Origin of the sequence: Methylobacterium sp. ME121, from assembly GCF_000974725.1 — a bacterium.
Classification (GTDB): Bacteria; Pseudomonadota; Alphaproteobacteria; order Rhizobiales; family Beijerinckiaceae; genus Methylobacterium; species Methylobacterium radiotolerans.
On record NZ_BBUX01000010.1, the window covers coordinates 89,063 to 111,991 of the forward strand.

General features: G+C 71.2%; 19 protein-coding genes and 1 pseudogene. 10 read left to right on the forward strand and 10 right to left on the reverse strand.

Annotation, left to right across the window (positions count from 1 at the left end):
- The first annotated feature begins 572 nt into the window (after positions 1-572).
- Positions 573-848 carry a hypothetical protein gene (locus ME121_RS09800; RefSeq protein ID WP_059408764.1) on the forward strand — a complete coding sequence of 92 codons (276 nt, stop codon included), beginning with the start codon at positions 573-575 and terminating at the stop codon, positions 846-848.
- A 155-nt stretch (positions 849-1,003) separates the two neighbouring features.
- Here ME121_RS09800 and ME121_RS09805 read toward each other — a convergent pair whose 3' ends face one another.
- Positions 1,004-1,672 (reverse strand): sigma-70 family RNA polymerase sigma factor, encoded by a 669-nt coding sequence (locus ME121_RS09805; protein ID WP_245337805.1) that lies wholly within the window; start codon positions 1,670-1,672, stop codon positions 1,004-1,006.
- Between the two features lie 107 nt (positions 1,673-1,779).
- Between ME121_RS09805 and ME121_RS09810 the strand changes: the two genes are divergently transcribed.
- Positions 1,780-2,157, forward strand: a complete 378-nt coding sequence (locus ME121_RS09810; RefSeq protein WP_059408766.1) for an ArsR/SmtB family transcription factor — start codon at positions 1,780-1,782, stop codon at positions 2,155-2,157.
- 204 nt (positions 2,158-2,361) lie between these two features.
- On the opposite strand, the pseudogene ME121_RS09815 reads toward ME121_RS09810, so the two are convergent.
- Positions 2,362-3,243 (reverse strand): annotated as a pseudogene (locus ME121_RS09815) (DUF4131 domain-containing protein); the annotation flags it as partial.
- A 193-nt stretch (positions 3,244-3,436) separates the two neighbouring features.
- On the opposite strand from ME121_RS09815, the gene gltX reads away from it, so the two are divergent.
- The 4 genes from gltX to ME121_RS09835 all read left to right on the forward strand — a co-directional run bounded on the left by gltX (position 3,437) and on the right by ME121_RS09835 (position 7,669).
- Positions 3,437-4,864, forward strand: a complete 1,428-nt coding sequence (gene gltX, locus ME121_RS09820; RefSeq protein ID WP_058621120.1) for a glutamate--tRNA ligase — start codon at positions 3,437-3,439, stop codon at positions 4,862-4,864.
- Between the two features lie 244 nt (positions 4,865-5,108).
- Positions 5,109-6,398 (forward strand): citrate synthase, encoded by a 1,290-nt coding sequence (gene gltA / locus ME121_RS09825; RefSeq protein ID WP_012319002.1) that lies wholly within the window; start codon positions 5,109-5,111, stop codon positions 6,396-6,398.
- A gap of 56 nt (positions 6,399-6,454) precedes the next feature.
- Entirely contained in the window at positions 6,455-7,348 is an 894-nt protein-coding gene (locus tag ME121_RS09830) for a DNA-3-methyladenine glycosylase family protein (protein ID WP_059408767.1), read from the forward strand.
- Between the two features lie 72 nt (positions 7,349-7,420).
- Entirely contained in the window at positions 7,421-7,669 is a 249-nt protein-coding gene (locus tag ME121_RS09835; RefSeq protein ID WP_012319004.1) for a hypothetical protein, read from the forward strand.
- A gap of 232 nt (positions 7,670-7,901) precedes the next feature.
- Here ME121_RS09835 and parC read toward each other — a convergent pair whose 3' ends face one another.
- Both parC and recO read right to left on the reverse strand, forming a co-directional pair.
- Positions 7,902-10,148 (reverse strand): DNA topoisomerase IV subunit A, encoded by a 2,247-nt coding sequence (gene parC / locus ME121_RS09840; protein WP_029359989.1) that lies wholly within the window; start codon positions 10,146-10,148, stop codon positions 7,902-7,904.
- 246 nt (positions 10,149-10,394) lie between these two features.
- Entirely contained in the window at positions 10,395-11,114 is a 720-nt protein-coding gene (gene recO / locus ME121_RS09845; RefSeq protein WP_024830250.1) for a DNA repair protein RecO, read from the reverse strand.
- A gap of 137 nt (positions 11,115-11,251) precedes the next feature.
- On the opposite strand from recO, the gene ME121_RS09850 reads away from it, so the two are divergent.
- Positions 11,252-11,653, forward strand: coding sequence for a hypothetical protein (locus tag ME121_RS09850; RefSeq protein ID WP_012319008.1), 402 nt, complete (start codon positions 11,252-11,254; stop codon positions 11,651-11,653).
- A gap of 20 nt (positions 11,654-11,673) precedes the next feature.
- The gene (locus ME121_RS09855) at positions 11,674-12,369 is read left to right on the forward strand and encodes a gamma-glutamylcyclotransferase (RefSeq protein WP_012319009.1); all 696 of its coding nucleotides are present in this window, start codon (positions 11,674-11,676) and stop codon (positions 12,367-12,369) included.
- 75 nt (positions 12,370-12,444) lie between these two features.
- Here the strand turns inward: ME121_RS09855 and ME121_RS33515 are convergent, their stop codons facing one another.
- Positions 12,445-12,588 carry a hypothetical protein gene (locus tag ME121_RS33515; RefSeq protein ID WP_012319010.1) on the reverse strand — a complete coding sequence of 48 codons (144 nt, stop codon included), beginning with the start codon at positions 12,586-12,588 and terminating at the stop codon, positions 12,445-12,447.
- Between the two features lie 175 nt (positions 12,589-12,763).
- Here ME121_RS33515 and ME121_RS09860 point away from each other — a divergent pair, with 175 nt between their 5' ends.
- Positions 12,764-13,387, forward strand: a complete 624-nt coding sequence (locus tag ME121_RS09860) for a hypothetical protein (RefSeq protein ID WP_024830248.1) — start codon at positions 12,764-12,766, stop codon at positions 13,385-13,387.
- An 18-nt stretch (positions 13,388-13,405) separates the two neighbouring features.
- On the opposite strand, the gene ME121_RS09865 is transcribed toward ME121_RS09860, so the two are convergent.
- Both ME121_RS09865 and dnaE read right to left on the reverse strand, forming a co-directional pair.
- Entirely contained in the window at positions 13,406-14,707 is a 1,302-nt protein-coding gene (locus ME121_RS09865; protein ID WP_059408768.1) for an Nramp family divalent metal transporter, read from the reverse strand.
- 141 nt (positions 14,708-14,848) lie between these two features.
- Complete coding sequence (dnaE, locus tag ME121_RS09870) at positions 14,849-18,367, reverse strand: DNA polymerase III subunit alpha (protein WP_043073647.1); 3,519 nt, start codon at positions 18,365-18,367, stop codon at positions 14,849-14,851.
- A 539-nt stretch (positions 18,368-18,906) separates the two neighbouring features.
- On the opposite strand from dnaE, the gene ME121_RS09875 reads away from it, so the two are divergent.
- On the forward strand, positions 18,907-20,166 hold the full coding sequence (locus ME121_RS09875) for a glycosyltransferase (protein ID WP_029359985.1): 1,260 nt from the start codon (positions 18,907-18,909) through the stop codon (positions 20,164-20,166).
- A 169-nt stretch (positions 20,167-20,335) separates the two neighbouring features.
- On the opposite strand, the gene ME121_RS09880 is transcribed toward ME121_RS09875, so the two are convergent.
- The 3 genes from ME121_RS09880 to ME121_RS09890 form a co-directional block, all read right to left on the reverse strand.
- On the reverse strand, positions 20,336-20,596 hold the full coding sequence (locus tag ME121_RS09880; protein WP_053622713.1) for a hypothetical protein: 261 nt from the start codon (positions 20,594-20,596) through the stop codon (positions 20,336-20,338).
- A 295-nt stretch (positions 20,597-20,891) separates the two neighbouring features.
- The gene (locus tag ME121_RS09885) at positions 20,892-21,605 is read right to left on the reverse strand and encodes an ABC transporter ATP-binding protein (protein ID WP_012319018.1); all 714 of its coding nucleotides are present in this window, start codon (positions 21,603-21,605) and stop codon (positions 20,892-20,894) included.
- A 12-nt stretch (positions 21,606-21,617) separates the two neighbouring features.
- Positions 21,618-22,928, reverse strand: a complete 1,311-nt coding sequence (locus tag ME121_RS09890; RefSeq protein ID WP_012319019.1) for a lipoprotein-releasing ABC transporter permease subunit — start codon at positions 22,926-22,928, stop codon at positions 21,618-21,620.
- Position 22,929: the final 1 nt, after the last annotated feature.

Here is a 22,929-nt window from a genome sequence, read left to right on the forward strand (position 1 = left end):
TCCACGGTGATCGCGGGAGCCCCGGTCGCCGTCTGCGGCCGCGGACCGCGGTTCCATCGTTAAAAGCAAGGCCGCCCCCGGCAACTCAGTCTAGAATGATTCTAGAGTAGGGTGTCGCGGGCATCGACGTCCACTAAATTTGCGTTCACTGCCCCGACCGCCCGGACTGGCGGCCATGCCGGACCCTCGTGGGTGATAATTCGACGTTGAGCCTCGATGGCGGTTCGTACCCGGGAGACGAGGGGTCCTGCCGGTCAGCCGATGCGCAAGTGGTTGCTGCGGCGTCACGGTCTGGGGCTTCAGCCGAGATGTCCGCACACTCGCGTGAACGCACCGCGGCGAGGCATGTCGGTGCTTGACTGCGCGAGGGTCCGGTGCCAACGCGTCGGGGCCCGGCAAAGCCCTGATCGGCTCCGCGCATCTCACATTCAGGAATCCTGAACCCCCATGCCAAGCGACAGTCACAGTCGATTGTCCGCGCCGTTCGCGCCGACCGTTTCCCGCTTGGACGCCTGACCCGGCGCACCTCCGGGAACCGGCCGCTCGGACGGCCGGACCACAAGAGGTGCACCATGAACATGATCGTCTCGATCCGCGCTCTCGCCCGTGCGCGCGCCGTCGCCGCGGACCTGCGGAACGGCTTCGTCGCCCCGCGATCCATCACCCCGTCCACGCTGGCTCCGGCCCGGCGCGGCAACCTGCGCGCCCGGTGGTCCATCGACCCGGTGAGCGGCCGCCTGGAATGCCGGTGGACGTCCGACGATGACGTGCCGGACAGTTGCCGCACCGCCCACGGTGAGACGGCCGGCAAGCTTCGCGGCACCTTCGTCGAGCGCTTGGCAGCCTGAGGCCATAGCCTGGACACGGCCCGACGTTGCTGCCGCCCGGCCTTGCCACGCACGCGACGACGCACGCACCGACCCGGTGACGCGTGTCTTCGCCTGCAATATCGGGATCAAACCTCTTCGAGCCGCCTGCGACGTCGACCGTTCGCGGTCGCCGTTCAGGCCGGCTGTCCCTGTTCCCCCATGCCGAGCTGCTCGACGAGCAGTGCCCGGGCACGGCTCACGCGGCTTTTGACGGTGCCGACCTGGCAGCCCAACAGGGTCGCGGCCTCCTCGTAGGTTCGGCCCTCCGCCCCGACGAGCAGCAGGGCTTGCCGCTGCCCCTCCGGCAGTCTGCCGATCTTCTCCCAGACGACCTTGAGGGTGCTGGCGTCCTCCTGGTCGGCCCTGGTTTCCAGCTTGCCGGCCAGGGTGCCCTCGGCATCCTCGACCTCGCGCTTCTTCTTCCTCGTCTCCGAGTAGAATTGGTTGCGCAGGATCGTGAAGAGCCAGGCGGTGAAGTTCGTGCCGGGCGTGAAGTAGTGCCACTTCGCCCAGGCGCGGGCGAAGGTCTCCTGCACGAGGTCGTCGGCCCGGGTCACGTCTCCGGCGAGCGACAATGCGAAGGTGCGCAGCGCCGGCAAGGCCCTGATCAGGTCGTCGCGGAACTCGTTGGCGACGGTCCGCCCCTGTCGCGCGAAGGATGCCTCGAACCGCGCGACGAGTTCGGCCAGCGCGAGGGGCAACGGTTCGCGCTCGATATGACCGAAATAGTCGCGCAGCGGAGCAGCGAGGTGACCTGCCAAGTCACTCCTAAGTAATTCTCCCCCTGGCGCACGGCCATCCATGTCGACGGCCCCTTGCAATTGGTCGCTCATGCTGAAACGTACCGAAACCGATCAAGCTGCGCCGTTTGTAACTCTTCCAATTTCGATAGCAATCGAAACATGAACCCATGCTAAACGACAAGGCGGCCTTAACCGTACTGCTCGCCCTCGCTCAGGACACCCGGCTGCGTGCCATGCGCGCGTTGCTCCGTAGCCATCCCGAGGGACTCGCCGCAGGGCTCATCGCCAAGGAGGTCGGCGGCACGCCCTCCACGATGTCGTTCCACCTGGCACAGTTGGAGCAGGCGGGTTTGGCCAGGTCGCGGCGGCAGTCGAATTGCGTGATCTATACGGCGGTACCGGAAGCCCTCGGCGGCTTGGTGAGATACCTTCTGGAAGACTGCTGCGGGGGCCGGCCCGATTTGTGCGCGGACGTCGTCGGGGCGGCGGCGCCAGGCGAGCTGGTCGCCGACGCTCGCTGCGTGCCCGCGCGATCCGCCCGGTAGGGCGCCCGCGCCCCCCTTTTCGCGACGTCGGCGGACTTCCTCACACGTCTCGCTTTCGCGACTCACGTGGTCCTACGCACGACGCTTGAGGCCGAGGACCGGGCGGACATGCGTTGGGCGTGCTGGGGGACGGCGACGGCAGCTACCTGAGAGGTTGAAGTCGCGAAGCGGATATTCCACCAAATTCTGCCAGTCAACTCGCATGATTGAGACCACGTGGTAGATGCCCGCGGCGCGGAGCGCGTCGTTGGTCGCCGGTCCGATGAGGCCGCGCTTGCCGGTCACCAGGGCCGCCGCCACCGCGCCCGCCTGGCCGCCGGCGGCCTCCGCGATCCGGCGCGTGAGCCCGTTGCGGGCCGCGTCCAGTGCCGCGGCGAGCCGCAGGCCCAGCGGCGGCGGCTCGGACGGCGCCCGGACGGTGACCGCGCCGACCAGCGAGCCCACCGCGCCGATCCCCTGGAAGTAGGCGTCCCGGGCGAAGTCGTAGCCGCCGGGCCGGGCCGCCTCCGGGGGCGGCAGCAGCCGCGCCGTGGCGGCGACGACGTCCCCGGGGCGCGGGATCGGCGTCTTGCGGAACGAGACCCGCACCCGGGCGGGCCGCGCCTCGGGCGCGAGGCCGGCGAAGCTCTCCACCCGGATCACCAGCCGGGCGCCGACCTCGCGCTCGTCCAGGGCCTCGACCGTTCCGACGAGCGGACCGATCGTGGTGCGCGTCAGGATCGGCGCGGCGACCTGCGAGACCCGCCAGGTCGCCGCCGCGAAGCCGAGGAGCGCGGCCGCCACCGCGAGCGCCGCCGCCAGGGCCGCCGGCCGCGCGCCGAGGACGGGGACCGGCGCCAGCGCGAGGGCGGCCGCGATCAGGGGCGCGGCCAGGCTCGGCGCGCCGTCGGCCGCCGCGAAGTAGACCAGGATCCCGCCGCCGAAGGCCACTGCCAGCCAGGGAAACAGCCGGCGCTGCTCGGCCTCGCGGGCGAGACCGGCGGCGACCCAGCCGCGGAGCGCCGGTAGGGCGGGCGGGAGGGCTCGGACGCGCGGGCCGATCAGCGCCACCGCGCCGCCCGCCCGCCTCGCGCCGATCCGCCGCATCGCCGCCGCCCCGCTCCGCGCGACCTGTCGTCGGGGTCGAGCGATTCTGCGGGCGATTCTTAACGCATCCGCCGGCCCGTGCTACAGCCGGCTCTTCGTGCTACGGGCGCCCTGTCGAGCCCCTCGCCGCTCCGCCGCCCCTTCGCCGTCCGTCGCGCTCCGTCCGCGACCAGCCCCGGAACATACCGGACCGATGTCCTCAGCCGTCATCACGCGCTTCGCCCCCTCGCCCACCGGCTACCTGCACATCGGCGGGGCCCGCACGGCCTTGTTTAACTGGCTCTACGCCCGCCACACCGGCGGGAAGATGCTGCTGCGCATCGAGGATACCGACCGGGAGCGCTCCACCAAGGGCGCGATCGACGCGATCCTCGACGGCCTGTCCTGGCTCGGCCTCGACTGGGACGGCGACGTGGTCTTCCAGTTCGCCCGCGCCGAGCGCCACCGCGCCGTGGCCGAGGAGCTGCTGGCCGCGGGCCGCGCCTATCACTGCTACGCCACCGCCGAGGAACTCGCGCAGATGCGCGAGACCGCCCGCGCGGAGGGGCGCGCCCCGCGCTACGACGGCCGCTGGCGCGACCGCGACCCGTCCGAGGCGCCCGCCGGGGTCAAGCCGGTGATCCGCCTGCGCGCGCCGACCGAGGGCGAGACCGTGGTCGAGGACGCCGTCCAGGGCCGGGTGACCTGGGCCAACAAGGACCTCGACGACCTCGTCCTCCTGCGCTCGGACGGGACGCCGACCTACATGCTCGCCGTGGTGGTCGACGACCACGACATGGGCGTCACGCAGATCATCCGCGGCGACGACCACCTCACCAACGCGGCGCGCCAGAGCCAGATCTTCTCCGCCCTGGGTTGGGACATCCCCCGGATGGCCCATATCCCGCTGATCCACGGGGCGGACGGGGCCAAGCTCTCGAAGCGCCACGGGGCGCTCGGCGTCGAGGCCTATCGCGATCTCGGCTACCTGCCGGCGGCCCTGCGCAACTACCTCGTGCGGCTCGGCTGGAGCCACGGCGACCAGGAGGTCTTCTCCACCGAGGAGATGGTCGCGGCCTTCGACCTCGGGGCGGTCGGTCGCTCCGCGGCGCGGTTCGACTTCGCCAAGCTCGCCAACCTCAACGGCCTCTATATCCGCACCAGCGCCGATGCCGATCTCGTCGCGGCGATCGAGACCATCCTTCCGAATGTCGGGCCGGAGCGCGGCCTGTCGGCGCCGCTTCAGCCCGACCTCAAGGACAAGCTGATCCAAGCCATGCCAGGCCTGAAGGAGCGGGCCAAGACGCTGATCGAGCTCCTCGACAGCGCCTACTACCTCTACGCCCAGCGGCCCCTGGCACTGGACGACAAGGCCCGCGCCCTCCTCTCCGACGAGGGGCGCGGCCGCCTCGCCGGCGTGCGGCCGGTGCTCGAGGCGCTGCCCGACTGGAGCGCGGCCTCCACCGAGGGCGCGGTGCGCCAGTACGCGGAATCGGCCGGCTGCAAGCTCGGACAGGTCGCCCAGCCCCTGCGCGCGGCGCTGACTGGCCGCACCACCTCCCCGCCCCTGTTCGACGTGATGGCGGTGCTCGGCCGGGAGGAAACCCTGGCGCGCCTCGAGGATCAGGCGCCGCAGGGCTGAGACTGCCGCGCGCGGACCGGGAACTGCGGGCCCCGGCCCGGATTGCGTTGGGTGGAATTCAGTTGGCGGAATTCGCTTGGCGTCGGGGGCGGGTTGTCACCGACCCCGTTGCTGCTGCACTGCCGTTTGGGTAACCCATGGCTGTGAGCACCCGCAGCATAATGCGTGTGCTCAGGCCCCCGGGACCGACTCGGGCAGCCCGAGGCCGGCATCCGCCACGTCGCCAGAGAAGGGTCCACGATCCATGAGCGCACCCAGCACCATCACCGTGGACGGCAAGTCGATCGAACTGCCGGTGAAATCCGGCACGATCGGGCCGGACGTGATCGATATCGGCAAGCTCTACGCCCAGACCGGCGCCTTCACCTTCGACCCGGGCTTCACCTCGACGGCCTCCTGCGAGTCGAAGATCACCTACATCGACGGCGACGAGGGCGTGCTGCTGTACCGCGGCTACCCGATCGAGCAGCTCGCCGAGAAGGGCGACTTCCTCGAGACCTGCTACCTGATGCTGTTCGGCGCCCTGCCGACCGCCGCCCAGCGGGCCGATTTCGAGTACCGGGTCACGCGCCACACCATGGTGCACGACCAGATGAACCGGTTCTTCACCGGCTTCCGCCGCGACGCGCACCCGATGGCCGTCATGGTCGCCTCGGTGGGCGCCCTCTCGGCCTTCTACCACGACTCCACCGACATCACGGACGAGAGCCAGCGGCTGATCGCGTCGATCCGCATGATCGCCAAGATGCCGACGCTCGCCGCGATGGCCTACAAGTACTCGATCGGTCAGCCGTTCGTGTACCCGAAGAACGACCTCGACTACACGTCGAACTTCCTGCGCATGTGCTACGCGGTGCCGTGCGAGGAGTACGAGGTGAACCCGGTCTTCGCCCGCGCGCTCGACAAGATCTTCATCCTGCACGCCGACCACGAGCAGAACGCCTCGACCTCGACGGTGCGGCTCGCCGGCTCTTCGGGCGCCAATCCCTTCGCCTGCATCGCGGCCGGCATCGCCTGCCTGTGGGGCCCGGCCCATGGCGGCGCCAACGAGGCGGCGCTGAAGATGCTGATGGAGATCGGCACTCCGGAGAACGTCGGCAAGTACGTCGCCAAGGCCAAGGACAAGAACGACCCGTTCCGCCTGATGGGCTTCGGCCACCGGGTCTACAAGAACTACGACCCGCGCGCCCGGATCATGCAGAGCACCACCCACCAGGTGCTGAAGGAGCTCGGGAAGACCGACGATCCGCTGCTGCACGTCGCCATGGAGCTGGAGCAGATCGCCCTCAAGGACGAGTACTTCATCGAGAAGAAGCTCTACCCGAACATCGATTTCTACTCGGGCATCACCCTCAAGGCGATGGGCTTCCCGACCGACATGTTCACCGTGCTGTTCGCCGTGGCCCGCACGGTCGGCTGGATCGCCCAGTGGGCCGAGATGATCGAGGACCCGTCGCAGAAGATTGGCCGTCCGCGCCAGCTCTACGTCGGTCCGACCCAGCGCGACTACGTGCCGGTCGACCAGCGCGGCTGAGGCGGGATCACCTGTCCGGAGACGCGACCAGCGGGGCGGCCGAGAGGCCGCCCTTCGTGTTTGCGGAGGCGATCGAGCTCTGCCTGCCCGTCCGGCCGCCCTACGACTGGGGGGCGATCCGCGCCTTCCTGGCCAAGCGGGCGATCCCGGGCGTCGAGGTGACGGATCCCGCGGCGGCCTACGCGCGTACCGTCAGCGTCGCGGGGCGGCACGGCCTCCTGACGGTGGCCCCCGGCGCGGACGGCCTGCGCGTCACGCTCCGCGGCGTCGAGGCCGGGCACGCCGAAGCGGTCGCCGGGCGCCTGCGCCGCCTGTTCGACTGCGACGCCGATCCCGGCGCCGTCGCGGCCTGCCTCGCCGGGGATCCGATCCTGGCCCCGCTCGTGGCCGCGCGGCCGGGTCTGCGCCTGCCGGGGGCTTGGGACCCGTTCGAGACCGGCTGCCGGGCGATCCTCGGCCAGCAGGTGTCGGTGGCGGCCGCGATCGGCCTCGCGGGCAAGCTGGTGGCGGCGTTCGGGACGCCGCTGGCGGAGCCGTCGGGCGGCCTGACCCACGTCTTCCCGGCGCCGGCGGATCTGGTCGAGGCGGATGTCGCCCGGGCGCTCAACATGCCCCGCGCCCGCGGCGCGGCGATCCGGGCGCTCGCGGCGGCGGCGCTGGCCGACCCGGACCTGTTCGCTCCGGCCGAGTCGCTGGAGGCCGCTCTGCTCCGCTTCACGGCGATCCGCGGGATCGGGCCCTGGACCGCGCAGTACATCGCCATGCGGGCGCTCAAGCTGCCCGACGCCCTGCCGGTGGGCGATGTCGGGCTGCTGCGGGCGCTGGAGACCGGCACCGGGCGGCCGAGCCCGGCGGAGCTCCTGGCCCGGGCGGAGGCGTGGCGCCCGTTCCGGGCCTACGCGGCACAGCACCTCTGGGCGGCGGACGAGGCGGCCGTGACGGGGCGGTGAGGCGGCCGGCAGGCTCATGGTCCGCGTCGCCGGTATCGGCTAAGCTCGCGGCCGGCCGGGGGCTCTGGTTCGATGTCGGAAGCGGAGAGCGAAGCGCGCGACACGCTCGTGGCGAACGAGCGGATCAAGTTCTCGGCGACCTACGCCAACGGCCTGGCCGTCGCGATCTTCGCCGTCGGCGGTTTCGCGCCGTTCATCTCGACCGCCCTGTCGGATCGTCCGCACTTCGCGCCCGTGCTCATCGCCATGGTGGTTTGCTGGATCATGAGTGGCGCCATACATTGGGCCGTGAGGCACGCATTGCGGAACCTTCGGCCATGACGACAGCCCAGCTTCTCCTCCTGCTCGCGGTTCCGCTCGGTGGCGGCGTGCTGGCCTTCGGCGCGCTCTGGCTCGCCCAGCGGGCGCATTGAGGACAGCGGCCTCCGCAACGCGGAGACCGCGCCCGACCGCGCCCTCGTCCTGAGCTGCGGTGGAGCCGTCCAGAAGGAGGGGTCCAGCGAGCACTGGCACCTCAGGCCGGGAGGGGGCACTGGAGCGCCCCCGGCCTCCCTCACCGCCCGAACCGCTCGAATTTCGGGAAGCTGCGCGCCATCATCAGCCCGACCTCGGCCCGGTGGCCGAGCCATTTCTCCAGCACCGAGACGTTGGCGAGTCGGCCTTCGGCCGAGCCGTCCTGCCAGGGCAGACCGTCCGCCAGCTTGAAGACGTGCGCGTCGAGGAGGCTTCCGCTGCGGCAGCGCTGGAGCCGCACGCCCTTGCCGCGGGCGAGTTCCGCCACCTCGGAGACCGGGAAGATCAGGAGCAGCTTCTCGGTGTTCACCACCGCCACGTGGTCGCCGTCGGCCGGTACCAGCACGGCGGCCGTGGCGTCGCCGTCGAGGCCCAGCACGTTCTTGCCCTTGCGGGTGTTGGCCACCAGCGCGTCCGCGGGCGCCACGAAGCCGCGCCCGTCGGAGCCCGCGATCAGCAGCTTGGTCTCCGGCCGGTAGGGCAGCGCCGCCACGATCTCGGTGCCGTCGTCGAGGTCGGCCATCAGTCGCACCGGATCGCCGAAGCCGCGCCCGCCCGGCAGCTTCGAGGCCTCGAGCGTGAACACCTTGCCGTTGGTGGCGAGCAGCAGGATCTTCTGGGTGGTCTCGGTCGGGAAGGCGATCTTCAGGGTGTCGTCGCCCTTGAAGGCCACACCCGACAGGTCGGCGACGTGGCCCTTCAGCGCCCGGATCCACCCCTTGGTCGAGACGATCACGGTGATCGGCTCGCGCTCGACCAGCGCCGCGGTGAAGTCGATGCCGCCGACATCCGGCGGGCTCGCGAGCGTCGTGCGGCGCTTGCCGAGCTTGGTCTCGGGCCCGAAGGTCTTCTTCACGGCGCGGATCTGCGCCTGGATCGCCTTCCACTGCGCCGGCTCGGAGGCGAGCAGGGCGTCGATCTCGGCCTTCTCGGCGGTGAGCGCGTCGAACTCGCGCTTCAGCTCCATCTCTTCGAGCTTCCGCAGGGAGCGCAGGCGGGTGTCGAGGATCGCGTTGGCCTGGATCTCGGTCAGCTCGAACCGGGCCATGAGGGCGGCCTTCGGCTCGTCCTCCTCGCGGATGATGCGGATCACCTCGTCGAGGTCGAGATAGACGATGAGCAGGCCGCCCAGGATCTCAAGGCGCCGGTCGATCTGGCCGAGGCGGTAGCGCGAGCGGCGCTGCAGCACCACGCGGCGGTGGTCGACCCATTCGCGCAGGCACTCGGCGAGCCCGATCACCTTCGGCACGAGGCCGCCGACCAGGACGTTGAGGTTGAGCGGAATCCGCGCCTCCAGCTCGGTCAGCCGGAACAAAGATTCCATCAGGATCACGGGATCGACCGTGCGCGAGCGCGGCTCCAGCACGATGCGCACGTCCTCGGCCGATTCGTCGCGCACGTCGGCGAGGAGCGGCAGCTTCTTCTCCTGCAGCAGCTCGGCCATCTTCTCGATCAGCCGGCCCTTCGGGATGCCGTAGGGAATCTCGGTGACGACGATGTTCCACGTGCCGCGGCCGAGATCCTCCTTGGCCCAGCGGGCCCGGACCCGGAAGGCGCCGCGGCCGGTCCGGTAGGCCTCGGCGACCGACTCGGCCGAGTCGATCAGGATGCCGCCGGTCGGGAAATCCGGCCCCTGGACGAACTTGGCGAGCTGACCCGACGTCGCCTCGGGATGATTGATCAGGTAGAGCGCCGCGTCGCACAGCTCGGCGGCGTTGTGCGGCGGGATCGAGGTCGCCATGCCGACCGCGATGCCCTGGCTGCCGTTGGCGAGCAGGTTCGGGAAGGCCGCCGGCAGGACGACCGGCTCCTCCTTCTCGCCGTTGTAGGACGGGCGGAAGTCGACCGTGTCCTCGTCGATCCCGTCGAGCAGGAGGCGCGCGACCTCGGTGAGCCGCGCCTCGGTGTAGCGGTAGGCGGCCGGGCCATCGCCGTCGATGTTGCCGAAGTTGCCCTGGCCGTCGACCAGCGGGTAGCGCTGGGCGAAGTCCTGGGAGAGCCGCACCAGCGCGTCGTAGATCGCCTGGTCGCCGTGCGGGTGGAAATCGCCCATCACGTCGCCGACGATCTTGGCGCATTTCTTGTGCGCGGTGGTCGGGTCGAGCCGGAGCAGCCGCATCCCGTACAGAATGCGCCGGTGCACGGGCTTCAACCCGTCGCGGGCGTCCGGCAGGGCCCGGTGCATGATCGTGGAGAGCGCGTAGGCGAGGTAGCGCTCCTCCAGCGCGGATTTCAGCTCGACGCTCTCGATCCCGTCGCCGGACGGCGGCTCGAAGGGCTGGCCCATGACGGCTCCTGTCTCAGGGCGGGGCCGCCGAACGGCGGCGCCACCTCATGCAGCAATCCGTCATTCCGGGGCGCCGGAGGCGAGCCCGGAATCCAGACCCGCCCTGCCGGAGGAGACGGACGATCCTGCCGGGCCGCGTGCGCGTCTGGATTCCGGGCTCCGCTCCGCGGCCCCGGAATGACGGGTTTGGTCGTTCCGGCTCGAGCGGCGCTCAAGCCCGGACGTGTTCGGAACAGAACGCGAACACTACCCGGCCTCGCGGCCGAGCGCAACGAATCGCGCCCGCTCCTCGGGCGGCCCGAGGCCGCGCGGACCCCAGACGTGCCGGTCGAGGAAGTATCCCGTCAAGGTAAACCCTTGGGCAACGCCGTCGGGACCGGGGGACCCGCCCGCGTGCAGGAAGGTCGGGAGCGCCAGCAGGCGGTCCCGGTAGGGCTCGCCCGCCGAGGCGCTGACCGCCCGGCCGCTCTTCGGTGACACATAGGCCAAGGCGTCGTTGCCGCCGGTGGCCGCACAGGCGGTCAGGTCGAGGCCGAAGCCGAGTTCCGACAGGATCGCCAGCTCGAAGCGCACCATCAGCGGCGGCGCGACGGCGGGGTCGTCGAGGTGCTCGACCAGAATCCCCGCCGCCTCGTAGAGCGCCGGATGCGGGTCGCGCTCGGGGAGGAGCCGCAGCAGGGCGGCCATGTGGTTCATGCCGTAGAGGGCGAGGCTCGATCCGATCAGCCGCGAGAGCTGCGACTCGAGGGGTTCCACCGCGTAGGAGCCGAGGCCGTCGTCGAGGCGCGCCCGCCACGTCAGGCGGACGCGGTTCCCGGCCTGCAGAACGGGCTGCATCCGGCGCGAGCGCCCGCCGTGCACGAGGCCGAGGTGGCGCCCGTGGGCCTCGGTCATGGCCTCGAGGATGACGCCGGTCTCCCCGTGCCGGCGCAGGCCGAGCACCAGGGCGTCGTCGGTCCACTGCATCGAACGTCGCGTCTTCGTGTGAGAGATCGGGTGAGCGGTGCGCTCCGCGCCTGCCTCTCATATAGGGAGCCGCGGCGGTCGGCGCTGCCCCGCGCGGTGCCCAGCCCCAGGCAGCCTTGGCCGGGTAGCGATGACCGATGCCGCGCCGCGCCGCCCTCGCCGCCCTGATGGTCCTCCTCGCCGCCGGTGCGCAGGCCGCGCCGCGGGCATCGAGGCCCGCCGCCGAGTCTGTCCCCTCCCCGGCCCTCCTCCGGCGCATCGCCGCCCTGGCCCTGAGGCAGGTCGAGTTCGGCGCGGTGTCCCTGCTGCCCGTCCGGTTCGCGGGCAGCCGGATCGCCGGGCCGATCGCGGACGGCGGCCGGGTGATCTACTGCGTGTCGGGCCGGATGTACGGGCGGACCTTCGGCAAGCCCGAGCGGCCGAGGGTGGTGCTGCTCGACGACAACGACCGGCTCTCAGTGCTCGACGACGACGAGGTCTGCGCCGGGCACCGCACCCGACCCTTCCCCGAACTCGACGCGCTGGGCAACAAGCCGTGAGGCCCGGGCGTTGAGGGCCCATGCCCGCCGCGCCCGCCCGCACCCTCGACCTCAGCCTCGACCTGATCGCCCGCGCCCATTCCGTCCCGATCCCCGACGACCCGAGCGCCCTCGAGGTTCTCTCGGACGCGGAGCTGCGCCCCGGGCTCGACGCGATCGTCGCCGGGCGCGAGGGCAGCGACCTCTGGGTCTTCGCCTACGGCTCGCTGATGTGGAATCCGGAATTTCCAGTCGCCGAGCGCCGGATCGGGACCGTGCGCGGCTTCCATCGCCGGTTCTGCCTGCTTCAGCGCCGGTTCCGCGGGACGCCGGAACGGCCGGGCTTCGTGCTGGCGCTGGACCGCGGCGGCCTGTGCCGGGGCGTGGCCTTCCGCCTGCCCGGCATGGAGATCCGCGAGGCGCTGATGCCGGTCTGGCGCCGCGAGATGCGCGGCCGCGGCTACGTCGCCCGCTGGCTGCCGGTCGCCACGGAGGCCGGGACCGTCTCGGCCCTGACCTTCCTGGCCAACCGCGCCAGCGACCGCTACGCCGGCCGCCTCTCGGATGCGGAGATCGCCGAGAAGATCGCCGCGGCCTGCGGCCACAAGGGGCCGAGCGCCGAGTACCTGTTCCGGACCGTGGAGGCCTGCGAGCGCCTCGGGATCCGCGACCGCCACCTCTGGAGCCTCCAGGCCCTGGTGGCCGCGCGGCTCAGGGCCTGCGCGCCGGGAGCGTGATCCCCCGCCCTCCGCGCCTCGCGCGCGGACGGAGCCGAACGCGTCCACCGAGGGCGACGACCGGATGCCGGCGGCTCAGATCCAGGCCCGCTTGGTCGCGACCACGACCCGCCCGCCGCCGTGCTCCGCGTCCGGGTTGCGCGGCTCCCGGATGCCGGGGGCACGGCCGGTGGTGACGTAGACGAGGAGGGTGAGGACGAGCAGGATCTTCGTGCGCATGGTGACGCTCAGGCTTGAGCGTCGGTGCATAGGAACGATCGGTTTTTACGGAGTTGCTGCAGTGCACGCGGGCGCGCGGCCAGCCGATTCCCCGCGGACGTGGTGAACGAAGGGTTGCGATGCGGCCGCGATCGTCTATGCCGCCGGCCCGTGATGTCCACAGGGGGAGGATAGGATGCGGCTCCGGATCGGCGTGGCCCTGGCGGTGGTCGTCATCGCCGCCGTTGCTCTCCTGGCCGGACCGCTGAGCCGCGGGGACAGCCTGTCCGACATCCTCACCGGCCGGACGCCGCTGCTGGCCGGGAGCGCCCGGGCGCCCGGCGGCAGCGCGGACCTGACCGGCACCGCGACCCTCGAGGCGGACCGGCGGCCGGCGACCCTGCACGTCGCCTGCGATCCGGGCGGCACCGGCCTGTCCGCCGCGATGACCGTGCCGCGCTTCGCCGAGCTGGCGCCGCGCTTCGACTTCGCGGGCCTCGAAGGGGCCGACAGCGAGAAGCCCCTCACCGGGATCCTGGTTTCCAGTGACGGCAGCGTGCGCTCCGTGCGCATGCCGGTCCGGGGCGCCGCGACCGGGCCGGAGGCGGGCTTCACGCTGACGGTGACGGGCGCGCGCCGGGGCGAGGATCCGCTGCGCGGGGTGGCCCTGGCCCTCGCCCAGCCCGGGACCAAGCTGACCTGGACACAGGCGAGCCCGCGCCCGGGAGACCCCGCCCTAACGGCGACGTTCACGGTCGCGGAGGCCGACGCCGCCGCCCTGAAGGCGGCCCTCGACGGCTGCCTCGCGGCGCCGTTCTGAGGCGGCCCGGCCGGCGCCTCACAGGACCCATGTCCCGACCAAGCAGAGCGTGGCGAGGAAGGTCGCCGCGGTGGTCAGCCATCCGAGCCCGTTGGTCACGCGGCCATTGACGCGGCCGCCCATCACGGCCCGGTCGTTGGTCATCAGCATCATGAGGAGCAGGAGCGGCGGCACCGAGAAGCCCTGCACGATGCCGGACCAGACGAGCGCCCGCATCGGGTTGAAGCCGAGAAAGTTCAGACCCACCGCCAGCACGGTCACGGCCGCGATCGTGCCGTAGAACAGCTTGGCCTCGCTCGGACGGGCGTGCAGGCTGCCTGTCCGGCCGATCCCCTGCACGAGGTCGTAGGCCGCCCCCGTGGTCATCACCGGCACCGCCAGGAAGCCGACGCCGACGACCCCGAGGGCGAACAGGTACTTGGCCCCTGCCCCCGCCAGGGGCTCCAGGGCGGCCGCGGCCTGGGCGGCGCTCTCGATCTCGGTCTGCCCCGCCTGATGCAGCGTCGCGCCCGTGGACAGGACGATGAAGTAGAGGATGATGTTCGAGAACAGCATCCCGATCATCACGTCCCGGCGGGTCTTGCGCAGCTCGGCATCGGTCGCACCCTTGCGCTGCCGCAGCGTGCGCCGTCCCAGGGCGATCTCCTCCTCGACCTCCTGGTTCGACTGCCACGTGTAGATGTAGGCCGAGAGCGAGGTGCCGATGCAGGCGACGATCATCGCCAGGAAGTCGGCATCGAACCGGACCTGCGGCACGAGGGTGCCGCGCAGGATCTCGGCGGGGTCGGGACGGGCCAGGATCGCGGCCGCCACGTAGGCGAACAGGGCGAGCGCCAGCCAGCGGAAGATGTCCCGCAGGAGCGCGTAGGAGCCGAAGATCTGCAGGCTCAGGATCGCCGCGGCGGCGCCGACCACGATGGCGGGGATCGGGACCGGGACCAGCAGGTTGAGGGCCGCGCCGATCCCGCCGAGATTGGCCGCCGCCTCGATGACGTTGCCCCCGAAGGCGCCGGCCACGAGCGGGTAGAGGACCCAGCGCGGGTAGCGGTCGCGCACGATGGCGAACAGGCCCTTGCCGTAGACCTGCCCGAGCTTGGCAGAGAGGTAGACGACCACGACCATCATCGGCAGGACGACCGGCGCGATCCACAGGAACCCGAGGCCGTACCGGGCGCCGGCGCTCGCATAGGTGCCGATGGCGGAGGGGTCGTCGTCGGCGGCGCCGGTGATCACCCCGGTACCGAGGGCGTGGAGGAGGCTGCCACGGCCGCGTGGCCTGTCCGGGTCGTCGGTGTCGGGTTTCGGACGGGGCTGGTCCATGGATCCTCGTCGCAGGGTGCGCCGAGGTCCAACCGGTCGGGTTTCGCGAGTGTTCTCGGTCAGGCATCCGCGCCGTCATTCCGGGGCTCGCCCGAGGCGAGCCCCGGAATGACGGGACGGTCTTCCGCACGCCGGGGGAGGCTAGCTCACCTCCACCTGCACCACACCCGGCACGGTCCGGAGCTGGCCGGCGAGCGCCGGACTCGCCTGGAATTTTCCGGGCAGCCGGATCTCCACCTCGCGCTCGCCGCCGTCGAGCTTGAGGATCAGCGAGACCTCGCTCTCGCCCCGCATGGACAGGCGCTGCTGCACGGGGGCGACGCCGCGCGGGTCGCTCAGATGGATGCGGATGCCCTTCTGGTGGCGGGCGACCGCCTGGTCCAGGGGTTCCGCGGTGAGGATGCGGGCGCGCACGTCCTCGCCCTCCAGGTTGGCCTGAAGCTGAAGGACGAGCGGGCGGCCCGGCTCGAGGATGTCGCGGTACTGGCCGAGGCCCTCGGAGAAGATGATCGCCTCGAAATGCGCGGTCCGGTCCGACAGGGTGACGATACCCATCTTGTTGCCGGTCTTGGTCCGCCGCTCCGCCCGGTCGAGCACCGAGGCCGCGACCCGGCCGACGCTCGAGGTCCCGGCCCGGACCGCGCGGCAGAAATCCGTCCAGCTCTGCACCCGCAGCTTGTCGAGAAGGTCGCCGTACTCGTCGAGCGGATGGCCCGAGATGAAGAAGCCGATCGCCGCGTACTCGCGCTTCAGCGTGTCGGCCATCGGCCAGATCTCGTGGGGCGGGATACGCAGGGACACGTCGTCCGCCACCACGCCGCCGAACATGTCGGTGACGCCGGCGGTCTCGGCCTCCGCCGCGCTGGCCGCGAGCTTCATGATCGGCTCCACCGCCGCGAAGGCGCGGGCCCGGTCCGGCTCGATGCAGTCGAGCGCCCCCGCCTGGACGAGGCTCTCCAGGGTGCGCTTGTTGATCATCCGGGGGTTCAACCGGCGGGCGAGGCAGGCGAGGTCCTTGAACGGCCGGTCGCCGCGGGCCTCCACCAGCGCCCGCACCGCCTCGCGGCCGACGCCCTTGATGGCGGCCAGCGCGTAGAAGATCTTGCCGTCGCGCACCTCGAACACCTCGCCCGAGGTGTTGATCGAGGGCGGCTCGACCGTGATCTTCAGGCGCTGGGCGTCCTGGCGGAATTCGGCCAGCTTGTCGGTGTTGTCGATGTCGAGGGTCATGGCGGCGGCCAGGAACTCGACCGGGAAGTTCGCCTTCAGGTAGGCAGTCTGGTAGGTCAGCAGCGCGTAGGCCGCCGCGTGGCTCTTGTTGAAGCCGTAATCGGCGAACTTGGCGAGGAGGTCGAAGATCTCGTTGGCCTTGGCCTTGGTCAGGCCGCGCTCGGTGCAGCCCTTCAGGAACCGGTCGCGCTGCGCGTCCATCTCGGCGCGGATCTTCTTGCCCATGGCGCGCCGGAGCATGTCGGCCTCGCCGAGCGAGTAGCCGGCGAGCACCTTGGCGATCTCCATCACCTGTTCCTGGTAGACGATGATGCCGAAGGTCTCCTTCAGCATCGGCTCCAGCTTCGGGTCCGGGTACCAGGACGCCTCGTTGCCGGCGTCGCGGCCGAGCTTGCGCTCGCAGTAGACCGGGATGTTGGCCATCGGGCCCGGCCGGTAGAGCGCCACCAGGGCGATGATGTCCTCCAGCCGGTCGGCCTGCATCTCGCAGAGCGCCTTGCGCATGCCGGCCGATTCCACCTGGAACACGCCGACCGTCTCGCCCCGGCCCATGGGCCCGTAGGTGTTCGGGTCGTCGAGCGGCAGCGAGGCGAGGTCGATGTGGATGCCGCGCTGCTTGAGGAGATCCGTGCAGCAGCGCAGCATGGTCAGGGTCTTGAGGCCCAGGAAGTCGAACTTCACCAGCCCCGCCTGCTCGACCCACTTCATGTTGAACTGGGTCACCCGCATGCCGGTCTTCGGGTCTCGGTAGAGCGGGACCAGCTCCTCCAGGGGCCGGTCGCCGATCACCACGCCGGCGGCGTGGGTCGAGGCGTGGCGGTGCAGGCCCTCCAGCTTCTTGGCGATGTCGATGAGCCGACCGACGACCGGCTCCTCCTCCATGGCCTGCTGGAGCTTGGGCTCGCCCTCGATCGCCTGGGCGAGCGTCACCGGGTTGGCCGGGTTCTGCGGCACGAGCTTGGTCAGCTTGTCGACCTGCCCGTAGGGCATCTCGAGGACGCGGCCGACGTCGCGCAGCACGCCGCGGGCGAGCAGCGTGCCGAAGGTGATGATCTGCCCGACCTGCCCCTCGCCGTAGCGCTGCTGCACGTACTTGATCACCCGCTCGCGGCCCTCGACGCAGAAGTCGATGTCGAAATCCGGCATCGAGACGCGCTCGGGGTTGAGGAAGCGCTCGAACAGCAGGCCGAAGCGGAGCGGGTCGAGGTCGGTGATGAGCAGCGACCACGCCACCAGCGAGCCGGCGCCGGAGCCGCGGCCAGGCCCCACCGGGATGTCGTGGTCCTTGGCCCACTTGATGAAGTCCGAGACGATCAGGAAGTAGCCCGGGAACTTCATCTTGACGATGACGTCGAGCTCGAACGCGAGGCGCTTGCGGTAATCCTCCTCGGAGAAGCCCGGCGCCGTGCCGTGCTGCTTCAGGCGCAGCTCCAGCCCGGCCTCGGCCTGCCGGCGCAGCTCGGTCGGCTCGTCGGCCGAGACCGCCTGCGCGCCCGCGTCGGACGCCTCGGCCAGGGCATCCGCCATGGGAGGCGTCTCGCCCGCCGCTACGGCGCCGAAATTCGGCAGGATCGGCTTGCGGGTCCGCGCCCGGACCGCGCAGCGCATGGCGATCTCGACCGTGGCCTGGAGCGCGTCCGGCAGGTCGCGGAACAGCTCGGCCATCTCGGCGCGGGTCTTGAAGGCGTGCGTCGGCGTCAGCCGGCGGCGGCGGTCGTCGGAGACGAGGCGGCCCTCCGCGATGGCGAGCAGCGCGTCGTGGGCGTCGTAATCGTCCGGCTTGGCGAAGAAGGGCTCGTTCGTCGCCACGATCCCGAGGCCGTGCCGACCGGCGAGGTCGAGGAGCGCGGTCTCGATCCGCCCCTCCTCGGGCAGGCCGTGGCGCTGGATCTCCACGTAGAGCCGGTCCTCGCCGAAGGTCTCTTTTAGGCGCTTCAGACGGTTGAGGGCGAGCTCCGGTCGGCCCGCCCGGAAGGCCGCGTCGAGGGGGCCCGCCATCCCGCCGGTCAGCGCGATCAGTCCCTCGGAGGCGCCCGCCAGTGCTCCCGCATCCAGGCGCGGTGCCTCGCCGAGCGCCGTGTCGAAATAGGCGCGGCTCGCCAGCCGCAGCAGGTTGGCGTAGCCGGTCTCGTCCTGGGCGAGGAGCACGATGCCGTGGCTCGTCGGTGCCTGGCGCTGATGCGGGTCGGCGGCCTCGAACGCCACCGAGAGCTGCACGCCGGCGATCGGCTGGACGCCCTCCCCGGCCGCCTTCTCGGAGAATTCCAGCGCCCCGAACAGGTTGTTGGTGTCGGTGAGCGCCAGGGCCGGCTGCCGGTCGGCGACCGCCGCCTTGATCAGGGAACCGACCTTCAGCGCCCCTTCGAGGAGAGAATAGGACGAGTGGACGTGGAGGTGGACGAATCCGACCTCCTTGAGCTGGCGTGGCATGGCCGACCTTGTTCCGGGGTCGGGCAGCATCCCCGCTCGCCGGCCTCAAGTCGACGTGTGCCGGGCCGCCGAAGGACGATATCCACCGGTCGTGCTCCGGAAGCACCAGTTCGGCCCGCCCCTGTGGACAATCGGCGTCCGGCGGCCCATCGCCTGTGCATAACCCGTCCGCGGACGGAACCGGGCGGTCTTCGGAAAAAACCGGCTAACGAACCGGTGCCAAGGCTATCGCCCAGGCGCCGAAAGCCGCGAACAGCATCCCGAACGCCATGAACTCGACCATTCCGGTCAGGACCATCCGCTTCAGCATCGACCTGCCTCCTGTGTTCCGGTCCTAGTATGTTCATGTTTTGTTCCTTTGGAAGGGCCCGCGGGTCACAGGGCGGTCCCGTTTCTCCGATAAGGTAAAAAGTGTCTTGATGCGGATCGGGCGGGCTGGCATGCCCCCGCCTTCGAGACGAACTCGTCACCGGCTGGGGGGTTCGAAGGAGCAAGCCATTCCCGCGCACCGGACGGTCGAACGGTTCGACGTCGCCCTCGTGGCCGTCGGCACACATGGCGATGTGCTGCCGTTCATCGCGCTGGGGCACGAGCTCCTGAAGCGCGGTCACGGCGTCTCGCTCGCGGCCCCGGCCCCGTTCGAGGCGATGGCCCGCCGGGCGGGCCTCGCCTTCCAGCCCCTGGGTACGGTGGCGGATTACGAGGCGGTGATCCGCCAGCCGGATCTCTGGCACCCGCAGCAGGGCTTCCGCCCGATGTTCGATTACGCCCTGCAGGTCGCCGAGGCGGCCTGCCTGTGGCTCGGCGCGACCCGCGCCCGGGGGGTCGACCTGCGGGTGGTCGCCTCGCCGCTGGGCTGGGGCGCGCGGCTCGCGCAGGATCTCTACGATCTGCCGACCGCGACGCTGCACGTCATGCCGTTCCTGATCGAGAGCCGGTACGATCCGCCGCGCCTGCCGGGCCTGCCGCTGCCGCGCGTGCTGCCGGCCGCCCTGCGGGCCTACGTGAATCTCGGCGTCGACAAGGTGGCGGTCGGCCCGTTCACGCTGCCGCCGCTGAACGCCCTGCGGGCGCGTCTCGGCCTCGATCCGGTCTACCGGCTGCGGCACTGGTGGAACAGCCCGACCGGCATGCTCCTGATGTTTCCCGACTGGTACGCGGAGCCGCAGGCCGACTGGCCGGGCCAGGCGGTGCAGCTCGGCTTCCCGCTGGTCGACCGGTTCGGCGACGTGGCGGCCATGCCGCCGGAGCTGGAAGCGTTCCTCGACGCGGGCGACCCGCCGATCGTGTTCACCTACGGCTCGGCCATGCGCCAGGGCGCCGGCTTCTTCGACACCGCGGTGCGGCTGTGCCGGCGCATGGGCCGGCGCGGCGTCCTGCTCGCCCCCCAGGGCGGGCAGATCCCGAAGCCGCTGCCGGCCGGGATCGTCCACCTTCCCTACGCGCCCCTGAGCGCCCTGCTGCCGCGCAGCGCGGCGCTGGTCCATCACGGCGGCGTCGGCACGGTCGCGCAGGCCCTGGCGGCGGGCGTCCCGCAGCTCGTGGTGCCGGTGGCCTTCGACCATTTCGACGAGGGGCGGCGGCTGAAGGATCGGGATCTGGGCGCCACCCTGAGCCGCCGCGCCTTCCGGCCCGCGCGCGCGGCGCGCGTGCTCGGGCGGCTCCTCGCCGACCCCGCGGTGGCGCGGGCCTGCGCGGCGGCCCGGGCTCGGATGGCGGAAGGCCCCGATGCCATCCGCGACGCCTGCGATTACGTGGAGCGGCTGACGAGCGCGGAGGCCGGTTCCGGCGCGTCCTGACTGCACCGGCCGCGCGCGCGGGAGGCGCCGCCCTGTACGGGGCGGCGCCTCCGATCACTGGCCCAACAACGTGGTGGCCGAACCGACGATGGTCATGAGCAGGCCGCTCACGAAGGCGCCGATCATGACGTAGGAGAGCGCTTTCAGCTTCATCCGTCCTCCCGTCGGATCAGCAGCGGTAGCCGCCGGCGGTCTGGCCGTACTGCTTCACCGGCCGGGTCTGCTGATCGGCGTTGCCCTCGGCGGCCGAGCTCAGCGGGCAGCCGACATAGTTGGGATTGTCGTGGACCCCGAGGCCCAGCGCGCCCGTGGTCTCGACCTCGTAGGGAGTGAAGCCTGTCCAGCGGGCGCCGTTCGCCGCCAGAGCGGACGAGATCGGAGCGACGCCAAGGACAAGTGCGGTGACGGCGACGGCGATACGGGTCTTCATGGTCAGGCTCCAGAGATCACGCAGTACAGGCCGGTTGTTCGGCTCTGTTTTATCTTGCGTGATCGTAAGGTAGGGAGCGGGCGTCTTCCGCGGCGTGACGCGCCGCACGCGGCGCGACGGATTAAAGATCGCGTGCACTTGCGGGGAGCGTAGGCCCGCGGACCGGGTCGCGTCGCGGGTTCGAAGCGATGCGCCTTGTGGTTGATCGAGGCCGACGGTGCACGCGTGGGCGGGCGTTCGCCGCGTGCCGTCGCTGCGCCGGCGCACGGGGCACTCTGCCCGGATGTGGGGCCGCTCAGTCGAGCTGCGTGATCAGGCCGTCCCGGATGGTGACCCGCCGATCCATGCGGGCGGCCAGTTCCAGGTTGTGGGTCGCGACCAGGGCGGCGAGCCCCGAGGCGCGGACCAGGGCCATCAGGACCGAGAAGACGTGGCCCGCCGTCCCGGGATCGAGGTTGCCGGTCGGCTCGTCGGCGAGAAGGAGGCGCGGGCCGTTGGCCACCGCCCGGGCGATGGCGACGCGCTGCTGCTCGCCCCCCGACAGCTCCGCGGGGCGGTGCGGCAGCCGCTCCTTGAGGCCCAGGAAGCTGAGGAGCTCCGTGGCCCGGGCCTTCGCCTCCGGGCGCTTCAGGCCGCGGATGAGCTGGGGCATCACCACGTTCTCCAGCGCGGAGAATTCCGGCAGGAGATGGTGGAACTGGTAGACGAAGCCCATCTCCTCGCGCCGCAGGCGGGTCCGCTCGGCATCCGCCATCGCGGCGGTCGGGTGGCCGCCGATGTAGATCTCGCCCCCGTCGGGCCGCTCCAACAGGCCGGCGAGGTGCAGCAGCGTCGACTTGCCGGCGCCCGAGGGCGCCACGAGCGCCACCAGCTCGCCCGGCCAGATCGCGAGATCGGCCCCGCGCAGGATCTCCAGGGCGCCCTCGGCCTGGGCGTAGCGCCGCTCGACGCGGGAGAAGAACAGGGCCGGCACCGGCGGGTCGCCGGCGGTCTGGCTCGAATCGCTCATCGGATGGGCCCGTCAGCCGTAGCGGAGGGCCTGCACCGGATCGAGCCGGGCGGCGCGCCAGGAGGGATACAGCGTCGCCGCGAGCGACAACAGCAGGGAGGTGATCACCACGGCAGTGATCTCCTTCGGGTTCATCTGGGCCGGGATCTCGGCGAGGAACCGCACCGTGGGGTCCCAGGCCCCCGGAAACAGCACGTGCTGGATCGGCTTGATGTTGAGGGTGATCAGGACGCCGAGCCCCAGCCCGCTGAGCGTCCCGACGACGCCGATCAGCGCACCGTTGATCAGGAACACCCGCATGATCGTGCCCGGGGTCGCCCCCATGGTGCGCAGGATGGCGATGTCGCTCGACTTGTCGCGCACCAGCAGGATCAGGCCGGAGACGATGTTGAGCGTCGCCACCACGACGATCAGGCTGAGGATCAGGAACATGACGTTCCGCTCGACCTCCAGGGCCCCGAAGAAGGTCCGGTTGCGCTGGCGCCAGTCGGTGAGCAGGATCGGGCGCTCGGCCGCCATCTCCAGGGGCTCGCGCATGTCGCCGACATGGTCGGGATCGTCGACGTAGATCTCGATCATGCTCACGTCGCCGTCCTTGTTGAAGAAGGCCTGGGCCTCGGTCAGCGGCATGAACACGAAGGTCTGGTCGAACTCGGTCATGCCGACTTCGAAGACCGCCTTGACGGTGTAGCTCTTGGTGCGCGGCGCCGTCCCGAAGGGCGTGGACGAGCCCTTGGGCGTGACCAGCGTGATCGTGTCGCCGGCCTGCAGGCCCAGCGTGTCGGCGAGCCGCCGCCCGATCAGCACGCCCGTGCCGTCGTCGAAGCCCTCCAGGGTGCCGCCGCGGATCGCCGAGGAGACGGCCGCCAGCGCGTCGAGGTCGGCCGCCCGCACGCCGCGGATGATCACCCCCGAGCCGCCATACTGCGAGGAGGCGAAGGCCTGGCCCTCGACCAGCGGCACCGCCGCGCGCACGCCCGCCACCTTCGACAGGCGCTCCGACAGGTCGGTCCAGTCGTTGAACGGCCGGTCGATGGGCGTCGCGAACAGGTGGCCGTTGATGCCGACGATCTTCGACAGCAGTTCCGCCCGGAAGCCGTTCATCACCGACAGGACGATGATCAGCGTGGCGACGCCGAGCGCGATGCCGAGCACTGAGAAGAACGCCACCACCGAGACGCCGCCGCCCCGGCGCCGGGCGCGCAGGTAGCGGCCGGCGAGGATCCACTCGAACGGCGCGAAGGGCGCGGTGCCCTGGCGGAACGAGGCCGCGAGCGAGGCCGCGAAGGTCCGAACCCGGTCCAGCTTCGCTGAGGCGGCCATC